Origin of the sequence: Enterovibrio norvegicus, assembly GCF_002876705.1 — a bacterium.
GTDB lineage: Bacteria > Pseudomonadota > Gammaproteobacteria > Enterobacterales > Vibrionaceae > Enterovibrio > Enterovibrio norvegicus_B.
This window is the reverse complement of record NZ_MDAG01000007.1, coordinates 17,124-33,088: the sequence shown is the minus strand read 5'-3', so window position 1 is coordinate 33,088 and position 15,965 is coordinate 17,124. Positions and strand designations below refer to the sequence as shown.

12 protein-coding genes are annotated in these 15,965 nt (G+C 49.4%); 4 read left to right on the top strand and 8 right to left on the bottom strand.

Annotated elements, in window-relative coordinates; translation table 11 throughout:
• The first annotated feature begins 33 nt into the window (after nucleotides 1-33).
• Together BCT27_RS03270 and BCT27_RS03265 are read left to right on the top strand one after the other, a co-directional pair.
• Nucleotides 34-1,008 (top strand): glutathione S-transferase family protein, encoded by a 975-nt coding sequence (locus BCT27_RS03270; protein WP_102395021.1) that lies wholly within the window; start codon nucleotides 34-36, stop codon nucleotides 1,006-1,008.
• A gap of 69 nt (nucleotides 1,009-1,077) precedes the next feature.
• Complete coding sequence (locus BCT27_RS03265) at nucleotides 1,078-2,247, top strand: questin oxidase family protein (RefSeq protein WP_102395020.1); 1,170 nt, start codon at nucleotides 1,078-1,080, stop codon at nucleotides 2,245-2,247.
• Nucleotides 2,248-2,393: 146 nt separating this feature from the next.
• Here the strand turns inward: BCT27_RS03265 and BCT27_RS03260 are convergent, their stop codons facing one another.
• The 3 genes from BCT27_RS03260 to BCT27_RS03250 form a co-directional block, all read right to left on the bottom strand.
• Entirely contained in the window at nucleotides 2,394-2,789 is a 396-nt protein-coding gene (locus tag BCT27_RS03260) for a DUF2750 domain-containing protein (protein ID WP_017009258.1), read from the bottom strand.
• A gap of 142 nt (nucleotides 2,790-2,931) precedes the next feature.
• Nucleotides 2,932-5,376 (bottom strand): trimethylamine-N-oxide reductase 2, encoded by a 2,445-nt coding sequence (locus tag BCT27_RS03255; RefSeq protein ID WP_102395019.1) that lies wholly within the window; start codon nucleotides 5,374-5,376, stop codon nucleotides 2,932-2,934.
• An 18-nt stretch (nucleotides 5,377-5,394) separates the two neighbouring features.
• Nucleotides 5,395-6,489, bottom strand: coding sequence for a NapC/NirT family cytochrome c (locus BCT27_RS03250; RefSeq protein WP_102395018.1), 1,095 nt, complete (start codon nucleotides 6,487-6,489; stop codon nucleotides 5,395-5,397).
• A gap of 613 nt (nucleotides 6,490-7,102) precedes the next feature.
• Between BCT27_RS03250 and BCT27_RS03245 the strand changes: the two genes are divergently transcribed.
• Nucleotides 7,103-8,629, top strand: a complete 1,527-nt coding sequence (locus tag BCT27_RS03245; protein WP_102391589.1) for a phospholipase D family protein — start codon at nucleotides 7,103-7,105, stop codon at nucleotides 8,627-8,629.
• A 60-nt stretch (nucleotides 8,630-8,689) separates the two neighbouring features.
• On the opposite strand, the gene BCT27_RS03240 is transcribed toward BCT27_RS03245, so the two are convergent.
• The 3 genes from BCT27_RS03240 to BCT27_RS03230 all read right to left on the bottom strand — a co-directional run bounded on the left by BCT27_RS03240 (nucleotide 8,690) and on the right by BCT27_RS03230 (nucleotide 13,406).
• Nucleotides 8,690-10,309 (bottom strand): GMC family oxidoreductase, encoded by a 1,620-nt coding sequence (locus tag BCT27_RS03240; protein WP_102395017.1) that lies wholly within the window; start codon nucleotides 10,307-10,309, stop codon nucleotides 8,690-8,692.
• A gap of 3 nt (nucleotides 10,310-10,312) precedes the next feature.
• Nucleotides 10,313-11,863, bottom strand: a complete 1,551-nt coding sequence (locus BCT27_RS03235) for a long-chain-fatty-acid--CoA ligase (protein ID WP_102395016.1) — start codon at nucleotides 11,861-11,863, stop codon at nucleotides 10,313-10,315.
• A gap of 67 nt (nucleotides 11,864-11,930) precedes the next feature.
• Nucleotides 11,931-13,406 carry a coniferyl aldehyde dehydrogenase gene (locus tag BCT27_RS03230; protein ID WP_102395015.1) on the bottom strand — a complete coding sequence of 492 codons (1,476 nt, stop codon included), beginning with the start codon at nucleotides 13,404-13,406 and terminating at the stop codon, nucleotides 11,931-11,933.
• 204 nt (nucleotides 13,407-13,610) lie between these two features.
• Here BCT27_RS03230 and BCT27_RS03225 point away from each other — a divergent pair, with 204 nt between their 5' ends.
• Nucleotides 13,611-14,639, top strand: a complete 1,029-nt coding sequence (locus tag BCT27_RS03225) for an AraC family transcriptional regulator (protein ID WP_102395014.1) — start codon at nucleotides 13,611-13,613, stop codon at nucleotides 14,637-14,639.
• 8 nt (nucleotides 14,640-14,647) lie between these two features.
• Here BCT27_RS03225 and BCT27_RS03220 read toward each other — a convergent pair whose 3' ends face one another.
• Both BCT27_RS03220 and BCT27_RS03215 read right to left on the bottom strand, forming a co-directional pair.
• Nucleotides 14,648-15,202, bottom strand: coding sequence for a 4Fe-4S binding protein (locus tag BCT27_RS03220; RefSeq protein WP_102395013.1), 555 nt, complete (start codon nucleotides 15,200-15,202; stop codon nucleotides 14,648-14,650).
• An 18-nt stretch (nucleotides 15,203-15,220) separates the two neighbouring features.
• Nucleotides 15,221-15,874, bottom strand: coding sequence for a TorD/DmsD family molecular chaperone (locus BCT27_RS03215; protein WP_102391582.1), 654 nt, complete (start codon nucleotides 15,872-15,874; stop codon nucleotides 15,221-15,223).
• Nucleotides 15,875-15,965 lie beyond the last annotated feature (91 nt).

The window sequence follows — 15,965 nt, the reverse complement described above, 5'->3', positions numbered from 1 at the left end:
CAAGCGAGTGACGCGCAGTAAAGGAGTGAAGCAATGGGAAAATTAGTTGAAGGCCGTTGGCTGACCGATGATGCGTTGCGTGAATTGGAAGCCAAAGAATATGAAAACGCACAAGGGCGATTTGTGCGCGGCACGGCTAAATTCCGCAGTTGGGTGACAGCGACTGGCGAAGCAGGGCCAAGCGGCGATGCAGGCTTTAAAGCGGAAGCGGGTCGCTACCACTTGTTTGCCGCACTGAACTGCCCGTGGGCGCATCGCACCTTGATTTATCGCCAAGTGAAAAAGCTGCAAGACGTGGTGGGTGTGTCGTTAGTCGCGCCGTTGCGCACCGACCAAGGTTGGGTGTTTGATGCGAGCAACCCGCGCTTTACGGACGAATTGCTAGGCCTTGAAGCCATGCACCAGCTTTATGTGAAATCGAATCCTGATTTTACTGGGCGCGTCACCGTGCCCGTGCTCTGGGATAAGAAAACCCAAACCATTGTCAGCAATGAATCCTCAGAGATCATTCGCATGTTCAACAGCGCTTTTAATGACGTCACGGGTGATGAGCAAGATTTTTACCCAGCCGCATTGGCGCAAGACATTGATGCATTGAACGATTGGATTTTTAACACCGTCAATAACGGCGTTTACAAATCGGGTTTTGCTCGCACACAAGAGGCGTACAGCGAAGCGGTGACCGTGTTGTTTGAATCTCTGGAAAAGATCGAAGCCCGCCTTGGCGCGCAGACCTTCTTGCTGGGCGATGCGATCACCGAAGCGGATTGGCGATTATTGCCGACACTGGTGCGCTTTGATGTGGGGTATTTCACCGCCTTCAAATGCAACCTGAAAGCGTTACGTGATTACCCGAATATCTCGGCGTATTTAAAAACACTGGTGAAACAACCGGGCGTGCGAGACACCATCGATCTGGATGTGTACCGCCGCGGTTACAACTCGAAAAGTCCACTGCGCAACCCGCACGGTATTGTGCCTGTTGCCCCAACGGTCGACTTTTTGTAAGCGCGGTTTTCTATGCGCTAAGAAAAAACACGAACAAAACAATATTTACCAACGTACGGAGGAGTCATTATGTTATTCACAAAATCAAACACGGCGACAAGACTATTCAACGCAGCGCCCGACATGTCTGCGTTGGTAAACGATGAAATGCTGAAAGACAGTGCGTTTCACCCCAACTTGGGCGGCGTGACGAAAGGCGGCATGGCGAACCATTACCCAATGACCATCATGTCATTGCAAGGTTTGGGCGCGAGCGATGAAGACATTCGTAACTTCCGTTCAACTTGGCCGCGTTATCGCTCAAAAATCAGTGATGACTTACGCCTGATGGACAAGGGTGTGATCACACAAGAAAATTGGCCTGAGTACTTAGGGCAAGCCAACATGCTGAGTGACTTTCAGCGGGTTTTCTTTGATGGATTAAATGCCTCTGACGATCAAAATGCGTACTTGCTAACTGTACTTGAACGGTTGCAATACGCACTGCCAATGGGTTTGTTTCACCCATTGATCAGATTGAGCTTTGCCATGATGCATGGCGACAAAGGTTTGATTGCGGATGCACTCGCCTACTGGGCGATACGTTACGAAGACTTGTACAAGCGTATGTTGCCACCGCGTACTAACCTGACAACCTTGTCAGCCAGTGCGGCGGAGAATTGGGCATTGCTGCACGCCGCGAAACCGCAAATCAGTGTTTGGGGTGGAAGCCTGAGCGTTTGTGAACGTTTATGTTCTGAACCTGTGCTTCACGACATCGCGGTTGCTGAGAATTTCTTCATAACCGAAGAAAACCTTGAGCTGAAGATTCAAGAAATTGGTGATCGTGCCATTAGCTTGTACTTGTACGAGCCTGCACTCACCACCTTGCATGGTGTGACGGCGTATCAAGCATTGGCGGATATCACCCAACAAATGCTGGATAGCGGCAACGGCGCTCGCCCTGTATTGGCGGAGCTTTGGCAGCGATATTGGGTATGGCTGACTGGCTTGTACCTTGAAAAAGGCTTCCCAGAAACCTTGCCGACAGTAGCGGAAGATGCGCAAGCATACGTGGATACATCCGATTGGCAAGACATTGCCAAAGGTATTGCGTCAGTGCCAGAAGTGCATGCCATCAAAATGGTGTTTAGCTGCAAGTGGCTTTACGAAAACATTGAAGCGAACCCGCTCTACAAAGCGGCTGCTATCAATGTGTTGGCAGAGCACACAAGGGTAAAGCCCGTCGCACTGGACTAGACCGGATACGACACTAAAACGAGCACTAAGCCAAAACAGTGATGTATTCGAACGGCACAAACAAAAAGAGCGGGCAATGCCCGCTCTTTTTTTATTCAACATGTCACGTTCAGTCATCGTCCAAACCCTTTTGGGCTTGAAAGTGCTTAACGCTTTTGTTTTTTCGCTTGATCAGACAGATCGAAATCGAACTCATCAGGGAACAGCACAACGCCTTCCAATTCGATGTTCGGGAATGCCACGATAGACAGCTCATCGTCCATCAAACCGTTCGTCCAGCGGCTATGCCATTTGTTTAGGCCAATCGCTTCTGGTTTACAGTGTTCCCACTCACCGGTTGCCCATTCTTGAGCAAACGCTTCATTTGGCCACACTGGCACACAATCTTCGTCTTCGGTATTCAGCATCACACAGCCGTGTTCATCGATCAGAATCCAAATTTCACGGTTCTCGACAACTTCCTTCACTAGATATTTATAGCGTTGGTCTACGTCGAATTTAAGGATCTCTGCGATGCGTTCTGGAGTCAGGGTTTTAGCCATTTTGAATTCCACCTGGCGATGTTAGTTGCCGCTAGTATACCCAAAGACGGAGATGAAACGATGCCTTTATTTCCCCTTGTTACAGCGTAAAAAAAAGCCTGTCTGGGGACAGGCTTTTGATGCGTGATATTTTGTTTGAAGATTAACCGTTCTTTGGTGGATCAAAGGCAGTTAACGTCAGCGCTGGGCCGGTGTATTTTTCAATTTTCACCAGCGACGAGTTCGCGGCACAGCCATTCGCCAAGCGTGATGTTGGGATATCACTGGTTAGCACGTTAGGGCCGCCGTTTTTGCAAAGCCCTGTTTCAGGATCAAGGTCTGGCCAAGCCCCTTCATGGATGCAGACAGACCCTTTTTTGATGCCGTCAGTGATCAATGCACCAACTAGCACTTGTCCACGGCCATTGAATGCACGAACCAAATCACCATTTTTGATGCCGTGTGCAGCAGCATCCTCGGGGTGGATGCTGATAGGTTCACGGTTTGCGATGGCGTATTGTTCACGAACTTGCGCGTAGTTGAACTGGCTGTGAAGGCGGTGCGCAGCGTGAGCTGTCATCAGTTGCAGTTCACCGTCCTTCGCGTTACCTGTCCATTCGTCAGGTGCCAGCCAAGTTGGGTGGGCTGGGCAATCTTGGTAGCCATAACCTTCAATGGTGCGCGAGTAGATTTCAATCTTGCCACTTGGGGTACCGAGGGGGTTCATGACAGGATCATTACGGAAAGACTCGTGGCGAACGAATGCAGCATTTTTCTTGTTTAGCTTCATTTCGATCAGTTCGTTGTCGGCCCAGAATTTGTTGAATTTAGGCATACGAATGCGCGCTGAGCGTGCCGCTTTTTGTGCATCGTCATAGAAGCCTTTTAGCCAATCCATCTCGTTTTTGCCTTCAGTGAAGACATCACGACCACCCGCTTTTAATAGCTCTGACATGTCAGCAAAGACGTCGAAATCGTTACGGGCTTCGAATTGTGCTGGCACCGCTTGTTTCATCGGTACAAGGTGTTGGTTCGAGTAGTCACCCGTCATGGTCATGTCATTGCGCTCGAACGAGGTAGTGATTGGCAATACGATGTCCGCATGCTTAGCCGCAGCCGTCCAATACGGTTCGGATATCACGATCAGCTCTGGCTTTTGCCACGCCTTGATCAAACGGTTGGTGTCTTGGTGGTGGGTAAAGTTCGCACCGCCCGCCCACCAAATCATTTTGATTTCAGGGAAGGTCAGTTCATGGCCGTTGTGTTGGTATGTCGCGCCCGGGTTTTCAAGAGCTTCAACGATGCGTGCTACCGGGAAACTGTTCAATGCGCCAGAAACCGCCCAATCGTTACCGGCTGAAGAACCGCCACCGATAGAGGCTGAAATTGCTGGCAATACACCTGCATCACGCGTTGGGTTACCACCATTTGAGTAGTGGTAAGAGAAACCAAAACCGCCACCAGGCAGACCGATTTGACCCAGCATTGAAGCCAGGGTAACCAACATCCAGTGACGCTGTTCGCCGTATTGTTGACGCTGAATACCCCAGCCAGCCATCAACATAGTGCGGTTTTGGCTAAAAATTTCTGCCAGCAATTCGATTTTTTTTGCTGGAACGCCAGTAATGCTTTCGGCCCATACAGGGTTTTTTGCTACACCGTCAGTCTCACCTTTCAGGTATTGCTCAAACTTGTCATAGCCAATGGTGTATTTATCAAGGAAGGCTTTATCGTGTTTGCCGCTTGTCACTAACGCATGGGCAACACCCAGCATCAATGCAACATCGGTCATCGGGTGAGGGGCGATCCACTGAACATTGTCACCGAAAAATTCGATGGTTTCTGAGCGCATTGGGTCAATCGCGATAACGGTTTTGCCCGACTTTTTCAGTTGATGGAAGAATTCCAAACCGCTGCCGTCGTTACAGCTCCACGCGATTTTTAGTGTGTTCATTGGGTTCATGCCCCAAAGCACAACAACATCACTGTTCTCAAGGATGACAGGATGGGTAGTTTGTTGTTCGTAAACTTCAATTGAGCCAACTACGTGCGGCATGATCACTTGCGCAGCACCCGTTGAGTAGTCACCAAGGTGACCTGAATAACCACCCGCCATGCTCATGTAGCGTTGCAATAAAGTTTGTGCTTTGTGTAATACACCACTTGAGCGCCAGCCATAGGAGCCTGCAAATACAGAATCTGCACCATAGTTGGTGCGGATACGGCTTTGTTGCTCGTGGATCAATTTGTAGGCTTCATCCCAAGATATGCGGACGAATTCATCACTGCCGCGTTTACCTTCTGGGCTAGATGGGTTCGCCAAATAGCCTTTACGCACCATTGGGTATTTCACACGTGCTTTGGTATGAACTTGGTCTGGTCCTGTCAGTTGAAGGCTGTTTGGAACGGTTTGAGGAAGCGCACTTTTCGTAGCAATCAGTTTGCCGTTTTCAACCGTGGCGATCATCGGTCCCATACGGCCAGCGGTAAGCACACCATTGCCTTGGGTTTTTGCTTGAGCTGAAAGCGGCACCAATGAAGTCACTGCTAATGCGCCAGCCGTTGCGCCCGTTCCTTTGAGAAAAGATCGACGAGAAATATTAGTCATTGTGATAACTCCTTGCTATCAGTGGCCAGCCACGTCTTTGGCGTGGTGCTGGAAATACTTGGTCAGAATTTCAAGATCAAGTTCAGAAATATCGGTGCGGTCACCCATGCCTTTCGCAACGGGTCCCCACGCGTTCACGGTAAAGTGACCTGCGGCAATTTTTGCGTGACAGGTTGAGCAGTAAACGTTGTCGAGTTGGGCAGCGTAGTCCCAAAGCGGATCCAGTGAGGCAAGCACTGGTGAGGTGATGGTTGACGTGATGCTGGCTGTGCGCCATTCGTTGCCGTATTCATCGGTCTTAAACGTGCCCGCTACCACAGCAGCTTGGCCTGCGTCGTTTAAGTTGGCGATGATGGCCCGTTGCCCATTGCCCATATAAAGTACACGCTCTGCGCCTTTCATTTGGTAGCCAGAGATTTCAACGGTGCGTTGGCCGTTTGATTCACTGATGACGTTCATCGCCGTCGTTGGATTCACTTGACCGAACTCTCCCAAATCGATCATGTCGATTGGGTAAACGACAGATGTGCTCGTTGGCGTGGCGTCAGCAAGTGCAAAAAGTTCATCAAACGCCGCGCTGTCCATTTCTGGTTCAGGGGCAAAGTGGGCAACACCTTTGTGGCAATCAATACAGGTTTGATTGTTTTCCACGCCATATTTGTGCATTTTTGCCGCTTCTTCTGTCTGGGAATACAGATCCATGGCTTCGTTTGAGTGGCAAGAGCGGCAGGTTGCGGAGTCGTTTTCACGCATTTGCGCCCAAACGGTTTCCGCCATTGCCATGCGGTGTTCTTCGTACTTGTCTTCAGTATCAATTTTCCCCGTAACGAACTCGTGATAGATATCCTTACTTGCGCGGATTTTTGTCACGACGTACCCGATGGGGTCGTTCGGAATATGACAATCAGAACATTCCGCACGAATACCTTTCGCATTACTGAAATGTACCGAGCCTTCATATTCTTCATAGGGGATTTGCATGCTGTGACAAGAAACACAGAATTCTGTGCTCGATGTTGCATGCATGATGGCGGCAGAACCTCCAAGTGATGCCCACCCAATCAAAATGCCGACCGTTGCAATTAGCGCTATAACACGCTTTTTTATTTTCATGTGTAAACCTCTGTAAAAGCGAAAAATATGTCTTCGCGCGAGGAAAATACCCTTTTTATGCTGTGTGTATTTTTGAAGTGCATCGCATATGCGTGAAATTGACTAATGTAATACTTTCAATATCTTGGCGTGATCACAAAAAGTGCAAATCCTCCAAAGTAACAAAATTCATTTAATTTAAATAAAAACAATGGCTTGTGTTATTTTTTTGGCGGTTTTAAATAAACGTTTTTGCGTTGGTTTTTAATAATGCTTACAGCTCACAGCATTTTATTTGATGAAAAAGGAAAGTCGGTGAGGGGGGGACTTTTGACCCGCTGTCTTTCCGTATTTAGCCCAGCAAGTAAGTGCAGGGTTGCTTCTTGTGCGGGTTTGGTGACATGTAAAGCAACATTGGATTCACAGCGTGATTTATCGAATTGCCTGACGATTTATTTTGAGGTGGAAAGGTTATTCTTCTTCGTTTGAGAGCAACGTGCAGCAAAGTTGTTATATGCAACAAATGTTCATGTTTAAAAGGTGCTGTGAACTCATAAATATTGTCTCACTATATGCGCTAAATTGAGCACGGTGTGGTAGTTTGTAGGCAACGTAATCGAATGGATTCAACCTCTTGAGAAAGAAGCTTCTACTTTCTTTTTTTGCCATCGTCACTGTGTGTGTCGTTGTGGCTTTTACCTATCAGCCAAATTATGGCGAAGGACATGCTCCTAAAGCAGAGCAATATCATGGGGGCTATCAAGCCAATACTGTGCTGTCGAATTATTTTTCGAAGCCAAAGGATGTGCCTGATGTGTTTTCAGGCTTTTTCCCGCTAGAGACTGGGCATGATGCATTACTGACTCGCTTGGCCATGATTGAGTCGGCGGAGCACAGTCTCGATCTGCAGTATTACATTTTCAGTAATGATGAAACGAGCCAACTGATTGTTTGGCGTTTGTATGAAGCGGCGGAACGTGGCGTAAAAATCAGATTACTGATCGATGACATGCAAAGCCGTAAAGACAGTGATATTGCGTATCTGAATGGACACCCCAACATTCATGTTCGCTTGTTTAATCCCCATCAATTTCGTGCCCTGAGAATGCTTTCTTGGATCACGGATTCAGCGCGTTTGAACCGTCGTATGCACAATAAGTCGATTACGGCGGATGGTGTGGTGTCTGTAGTTGGGGGCCGCAATATTGGTAACGAGTACTTCTCGTTTCGTTCGAACGTGGAATTTGGCGACTTCGATGTGTTGCTCAACGGCCCTGTGGTAGAAGACACGGCAGAGCAGTTCGATATGTATTGGAACAGCGAACATTCGGTGCCGATGTCGTGGATTCAAAAGAGTAAGCGCATCCCTAACACGGAAGATGTTGCCCGTTGGCGTGAGGCGTCGCGTATCGAACACAAGTTCACCAGCGATGAATACAACTTCGCGACGTTGCCGCTGTACAAGAAAATCAAAGATAATCAGATTGCCCTGAATTGGGGGCCTGCGCGTTTGTTGTTTGATTCACCTACGAAAGTTGATGATGGCGATAGCCTATTGATCACTGGGCTTACGGAGGTGCTTGAAGAAATTGAATCCTCGATGATCCTTATTTCTCCGTACTTTGTGCCGACAGAAGCGGGCACGCGCGCGCTGATTAAAGCCTCACTGAGTGGTAAGCGTATCGTGGTGCTGACCAATTCCCTAGCGTCGAACGATGTTTTCGCCGTGCATGGCTGGTATGCGAAATATCGCCAAGCGCTGGTGGAAGGGGGCGTTGAGTTGTGGGAAATGAAGGCGCACACCTATTTACGTCATCATTGGAGTGTGACGGGGAGCAGTCGCTCAAGCCTTCATGCCAAAGTCATGATGCTTGATTCGCAACAGCTCTTTGTTGGCTCAATGAACTTGGACCCACGCTCTGCCCGGTTGAACACGGAAATGGCGGTGGTGTTTGATACGCCTAGCTACGTCTACGATGCACAGCGGACTTTCTTTGATGAACTCAGTAAAAACGCCTATCAAGTGAAGATGGATGGCGGAGAAATGCACTGGATTGATCACCACTATCGTCGTTCGTTTGATACCGAGCCCGATTCCGGATTTTTACTGCGTACTGGTGCATGGCTTAGTGGTTTGCTACCGATTGAAAGCTGGCTCTGAGTGATTGCAGCAAGTGCCCGAAAAAAGTGAAAGAGTTCGCCCAAACTGAGCGAACTTTTTTTATGCCGCATCGCTTTTGATTGCGTATTTTGCTTTTATTGCAGCGACTGTTTTTTCTGCAATCATGATGGTGGGCGCATTGGTGTTACCGCCCACCAGCGTAGGCATAATAGAGGCGTCGATTACTCTGAGGTTCTCGAGTCCATACACCTTGAGTTCGGCATCAACAACGGCCATGGGGTCATCTATGGTGCCCATTTTACACGTGCCAACCGGGTGGTATTGGGTGTCTGCACGGTTACGTAAGTCTTGCTCGATCGCGTCATCATCGTTTGGATCGACGGGGTAGAAACCCGCTTGTCTTATATCGTCAAACGCCTTACTTTCAAGCATTGCATATTGCTTCTTCCATCCTTTTATCATCACCGACATGTCGTCTGGGTGATCAAAAAAATTGGGATCAATACGCGGTGAGTCATAGGGGCTTGCACTGTTTAATTTCACCGTGCCAATGCTTTTAGGGCGCAACAGCGTGAGGTGGCTGCTGAACCCGTGGCTGGCATGAATTTTTCGCGCATGATCATCAACGACAGCAACAACGAACACAAACTCCAAATCTGGCACGTCAACGTCATCACTTGAGCGAAGAAAGCCAATGCCTTCGGCAAAGTTACTGCTGAGTTTTCCTCGTCGGTGTTTGGTCCAGTCAGGAATGGCTTTGGTCAGTTCGGAGGCCATGCTGAGCGATACACCAAAAGAATAACGTTTTGCACTGCATCGGTAGGAATGAATAAGGTCGATATGATCTTGAAGGTTTTCCCCTACACCTGGCAGTTCATGAACGGGGGTAATGCCGTGTTGCTCAAGATCTGCGCTTGCCCCAACACCTGATAACAGCAGCAACTGAGGTGAGCCAAATGCGCCAGCAGAAAGAATGACCTCTCGTTTGCAGTGAATCTGATATCGTTTCCCCTTTAAACCGTACTCGACGCCGATCGCTTTTTTCCCTTCAAAGAGCACCTTGTGCGTGGTGGCTTTGGTGATCACGGTAAGATTGGGGCGATTTAAATGGGGGGTTAAATACGCTTTTGCGGCGCTGCACCGTTCGCCATTGCGTTGGGTGACTTGTGTGGCCATTGCACCGAATTGCTCTTCGCCGTTGATGTCAGGATTCCTGGGTACACCAATCGATTCGCAGGCTTGAAGATATCGCTCAAGCAATGGGCTGGGAGAGCGAAGATCGGTGACATTCAACGGGCCATGTTGGCCGTGATAGGCATTTTGGTGGATTTCGTTGTGTTCAGCTCGTTTGAAAAAGGGCAGACAATCGGCATAACTCCAGCCTTGGTTACCGAGGCTTGCCCAGTGGTCATAATCAAACGCATGACCGCGCGCATACATCATGGCATTGATGGAGCTGGAGCCACCCAGCGTTTTCCCTCTTGGCTGGTACCCTTTTCGGCCGTTTAACCCTTTTTGTGGCACCGTTTCAAACCCCCAGTTATTGATTTTGGTGGGCATCATCGCAACCATGCCGACAGGGGTATGAATAAGGGCGCTGTTATCTTTTCCTCCTGCCTCCAAAAGGCAAACGGAAACGCGAGGGTCTTCTGACAAGCGTGATGCCATGACGCAACCCGCCGAGCCACCGCCAACCACAATAAAATCGTAGTGCTCCATGGTTCATTCTCCTTGTTGTTCTTGATGCAGTTCCCGTTTGAGAATTTTCCCTGTGGCGGTCATCGGGAAGGTTTGACGGATAATGATGCGTCTCGGGTATTTGTAGTCCGCGAGTTGTTCTTTACACCACGCAACAAGGGTCTCTTCGCTGGTGTCGTCTGCATCTGCTTTTAAAATGACGTGTGCGTGTATTTCCTCCCCGAGCCGTTCGTGCGGTTCACCGATCACGGCAACGGTATCGATGCTGGGGTGACACATCATCACCTCTTCAATCTCACGCGGGTACACGTTGTAACCACCTCGAATGATCATGTCTTTCACGCGATCGACAATGAACAGATTGCAGTGCGCGTCCAGATACCCGATGTCGCCGGTTTTAAACCAGCCATTAGCGAATGCGTCTTTGGTGGCTTCAGGGCGATTGAAGTAGCCCTTCATCACACTCGGGCTTTTCACGCATATTTCGCCGTGCGCATGGGTTGGTAAGAGGTTACCGGCAAGGTCGATGATCTTGATCATGTGTCCACAAAGGGGTTGGCCAACACTGCCTGCGAGGCGATCACTGTCGATATGATTGAAGGTAGCAACAGGCGCGGTTTCGGAAAGCCCGTAGCCTTCAAGGATGGGCAGTTCAAAACGGGATTCAAATTGCCTGATGGTTTCCAAAGGAAGCGCAGAGCCACCAGAAATACCGACACGCAGGCTTTGTTTTACCTTCTCAGACAGTGCTGTTGATTGCTCACTGGCCCGCAGTAACGCAATGTACATGGTTGGTACACCGGCAAAAACGCTGACTTTGTTGTTTACGATAAGGTTCATCACCTCGTTGGGCTCAAAACGAGGGACCAACACCATGGTTGCTCCTGTCAGAATGCTGGCGTTCATGATCACGGTTTGACCAAAGCTGTGGAAAAGAGGCAGCGTGGCCATGGCTGTGTCGCTGTATTCCAATCGCATTAGATTCTGAGATGACATGGCATTTGTCATCATATTGCTGTGGGACAGCTCCGCACCTTTGGGCTGGCCGGTGGTGCCAGAGGTATAAAGGATCACGGCGGTGTCATCGCCTTGGCGAACAATGGATTCAAAGGGCGAAGCGGGCGCTGATAACCAGTGTTGAAACGAGGGGGTCGGTGATGACGTTTGCCCGGGCATGGCAATGAAATGTTGGCAGGCATCGGCGTGTTGGAAGCCTTCATGGCCGAATTTTCCCATGGGCAAATCTTCGGTTCCATCAAAACACAGGTAGGCTTTGGCGTCGCAGTCATTCAGGTGATAGGTAATTTCCCGCTGTTTTAACAAAACGTTCAGCGTGACCACGATGCAGCCTGCTTTGAGGATCCCGTAATAGGCGATAGGAAAATACAGTACGTTTGGACATGAAAGGGCGACCTTGTCGCCTGGTTTTAAACCAAGTGCAACCAAATGGGTGGCGACATTCGACGCGAGTGTATTCAGTTCGGAAAAAGTGACGTTTTCCTCTCCCATTCGAATGGCCACTTTGTTGGGGAAAAGCGCCGCGCTCCGCTCTAGATTAACCGCTAAATTATGCATGACTTGTACTCCTTGTTGACCGTTGAGGTTGCACTCTGTTTGCGTGTTTAAGCCGAGGTGGTTGAGCTCAGGTCTTTTGCGTTCTTTTGGGGGATGAAAGCGTGGCGTCGGCTTTTCCAATGAATAAGCGCATGACGCATTTTTGTACCCAGTTGCCGTAAGGTGGGGCGAAGAAATGGATGGGGAACCAGCGGCGCATTTGCAGCACGGTGCGGGCATGGCTTAATTCTTTGAAACCTTCTTCGCCATGATAGTTGCCGATACCGGAGTTACCGATGCCGCCAAAAGGCACTGAATGGTTGAGTGCATGCCATCCCCAATCGTTGATGGTGACACCGCCGCTATGGGTGCGACTGAGAAACCATTCGCGCTGCGTTTTGTTGTGGCTAAAGAGGTAGCATGCTAATGGTCTGGGCCTTTCAGTGATGTAGGCTGACACGTCTTCTAGCGTCTGGTAGCCAAAGACTGGAAGCAGGGGGCCAAAGATTTCTTCCTGACAAATTCGCATGTCTGGCGTTAATTGAGTAGCAATGTGAAGCGGTTGAATTCGGCCTTCCTGTGTGTCAGAACATCTTCTGATTGTTGCGCCCTTTGCGATGGCATCGTCAAGCAACGCTTGAAACCGTTGGTGCTGGGCAGCATCAATTAACGACGTGCAATCGTGGTTATTCTTGATGCTCGGGTACATGGCGTTGTACGCGTTGGCAAGTGCCTCAACAAAAAACGAAACCTTGTCTTGTGGGACAAAGGCGTAATCTGGCGCAATGCAGATTTGACCCGCATTGAAGCTTTTCCCATGGGCGATTCTTTCCGCCGCTTTCTCGATATCGTAATCATCAAACACCACTGCCGGAGATTTACCGCCTAACTCCAAGGTGACGGGCGTTAGGTTCGCTGAGGCGTTTGCCATGATGGTTTTTCCCGTACTCGGTGATCCTGTAAACACAAGATGGTCAAACGGGAGGTGGCTGATTTCCATTGCTTGAGGGTGATTGCCATGCACAATTCGGACTAAATCGCGCGGGTAAATCTCTGCGAGCAGGGTTTCAAGTGCCTGTGTTGTTGCTGGGCAATTGGGCGGCATTTTTATCATGCAGCGATTTCCGGCGGCCAATGCGGTGATCAATGGACCGAGCGAAAGGTAGAGGGGGAAATTCCAGGGGCAAATAACGCCCACCACACCCTTGGGCTGGTAGCGCACTTGCAATTTATTGCCCTTGAACAGCCATTCTGTCGGGCGGCGTTTGGGTTGCATCCAAGTGCCAAGGTGGTTGAGCACATGGTTAATATCAAGAATAGGGCCAAGCACATCGGCCATTAAGGATTCGCTGTGGCTCCGACCGCCAAAATCCTCACTCATTGCGTTCGCCAATACATATTGATAGCGACGAAGCTGCTTCTTCAGCGCGAGAAGGTGTGCTCTTCGTGTTTTCAAACTTGGCTGTGTGTCGCGCTGATAGGCCGCTTTGAGTGATTGAAACCATGCGTTTAATTCGTCGGTGATGATTGGGTCAACCATGTCTGTTTGGTCATGCATTGGCATCACTGTCTTCCTGATGTTTTTATCATTGATTGCCAAATTACAACATTCTGTTAACCTCGTTTGAAGGTGAGAAAAAGACAAATACCGATGATATTCGGACAAAAATGACGTAATGATGCGCAGATCTCGTCATGATTTTTGGATGAAAACGGGAGAGACAGAGCCAATGGATCAACAATACTCTTTGTGTTTCGTGGAGGTGGAATGAAGTACATAGCCGCTTATGAACCCGACATGAAAGCGTGTGGCGTATTGGATCTTCAATTGCTCAGTCGTTATCTCCAGTCAACCGTGCCAATGGATGAGTTGCTTGATGGCACGGGGATAGACGCGGGATGTATTCACTCGCCAGACACCCACATTACGTTGATGCAAAAATTGGCCGTGTTTAACAATGCACTGAGTAAAACCGACGAGCCGGGCTTGGGCTTAAAGGTTGGTCAACAGGCAAGGTTTAGTGATTTTGGTGTTCTGGGTTACGCCGTGTTCAGCAGTAACACCTTGCTTGATGCACTGATGATGGGGTTTAAATACCTGAGACTGGCAGGCCCCGTATTGCGAAAAAGCATGAAGGTTGACGGCAATAAAGGGTATTTTCGTGCAGATCAATTGGTCGAGCTAGACAGCTTACTGCCCTTTTGCTGCGAATACTGGTTTGCCGCGGTGTTGAAGTTGTGCGAAGAGGTGATACAGCAACCTTTCCCTTCTACCGTTATCTATTTTCCTTATCCCAAGCCGGACTATGCGGCGCTCTATGAGGAAACTTTTCAGTGCGAGGTTGTCTTCGAGAGTGAGCGTCTTGAGTGGCAATTTAATGCTGAAAAGTTATATGAGTCACTCCCCACCGCCAACGCCATGACACTGACGCAGTGTTTAAAATCGTGTGATGAAATGCTGGCAAAGGTGAATGGCGCGCTCACCTTGCATGAAAAAATCACGCAAATGCTATTGGAAAGACCTGGGCAATACCCTTCCATTGAAGTCCTGTCTTCGGAACTGGGGATGTCTTCTCGTACATTGCGACGTCACCTGAAAACCGAAAACACAAGCTATCAACATATCTTGGATCATGTGCGCTACAGCTTAGCCCGCCATTATTTGCTGTCTACCCACATCAGTATTGAAGAGGTGTCTGAGCGCGTAGGTTACTCGGATTCGGCGAATTTTCGTCAGGCATTTCGAAAGTGGAGTGGGCATTCGCCACGCGCTTATCGCACGCAGCATTTGGCGTGAGCAATGCGTTATCTCATCAATATCTGAATGGCGTGAGAAGGGCAGGCGACACGGCATTGGGCGCAACCGGAACATTTTTCTGAGTCGATAGCGATACTGCGATTTACAGTGTCAATTGCTTGATGAGGGCATGCCTCAGAGCAGGATTGGCAAGGCGCACTCATTTGGCGAATGCACATGCCAGACAGCGTGGCAATAGCCCCTGTGGATGGCAATGTATCAGGTGATGCATTGGCCAATGCCAGGGTGGGACACGCGCGTTGGCATTCTCTGCATTCAGTGCACGCGCCTCCATCTAAAGTAAGTACTGGCTTACCTTCAATCATGCTGATAATACGCGGTGGGCAAGCATCGGCACACTTTCCACACCCGTCACACAAACGCTTCAACAGACTTTCATCAACCGCTGTCGGTGGCCTTGGCACGGTGCGCTTTGCGGCAAGGCCTGCTTGTGATTTTACGGGCTTACTGACGCCAGACCACAAGCCACGAAACAGCCCACGACGGCTGCATGTTTGCATGTTGAGTTGCGCGGCGTAATAACGCTCGTCTCTGTCTGACATGATAAATCGCCGCCTGTATTAACGGTAAACCGTCACAATCTTGTAGTGAGCATCTACCTGAGAAGCCAATTGTTCCAGCGTACCTTCGGCCAAAAGGGCGAGACCTTGGTAAAACTCGGTGGTTGCGCCTTCACGCATCACGGCGAAGAAACGCGGTGCCCATGTTAGTACATGCTCCGTCAGGAAGGTTTGCAGCGATAACAAGCTGTCGTTGTGGGCCATTTCTATCACTTGCGTGGTCAGCGCGGTTTCAACCAAGTAAGCGATGAAGGAAAACACCAAGCCGATGTGATCTTCTGGCTCGCGCTCGCCCGTGTCGATGGCAATGCCGTGGTCTGCATAAAAGGCGCGGATCGCCAAGGTGGTTTTGCCACAGGTGGTTTGCTCTTCTGCAAGATACACAGAACCCCACGGGGCAGCCGCAAGGGTGTTTGGTCCTACAAACAATTGTGCGTAATCGCGGGAAATGGCGTGTAGGTCAGGGCGTGCTTTTAACAGGGCTAAGCCGTGTTCCACTTTGTCGTTTCTTACTTCAACAGGCCACTCTTCGAACAGCGTTTCGTCGTACAACGCATCAATAAACGCGGCATCTGGCGCTTGGTGCAAAGCTCTGTAAAAAAAGTGGCTGGCGATGGTAAGGCTTGCAAGCGTTTGGTAACGAAAGTCATTCATGGCAATGGGCTTATTCGACTGAAATTAATAAGGTAAAAACAACGTGTGTTGTCAAAAAAAACAAAAAGACGGTGCAAAAAAGAAAAAGGTA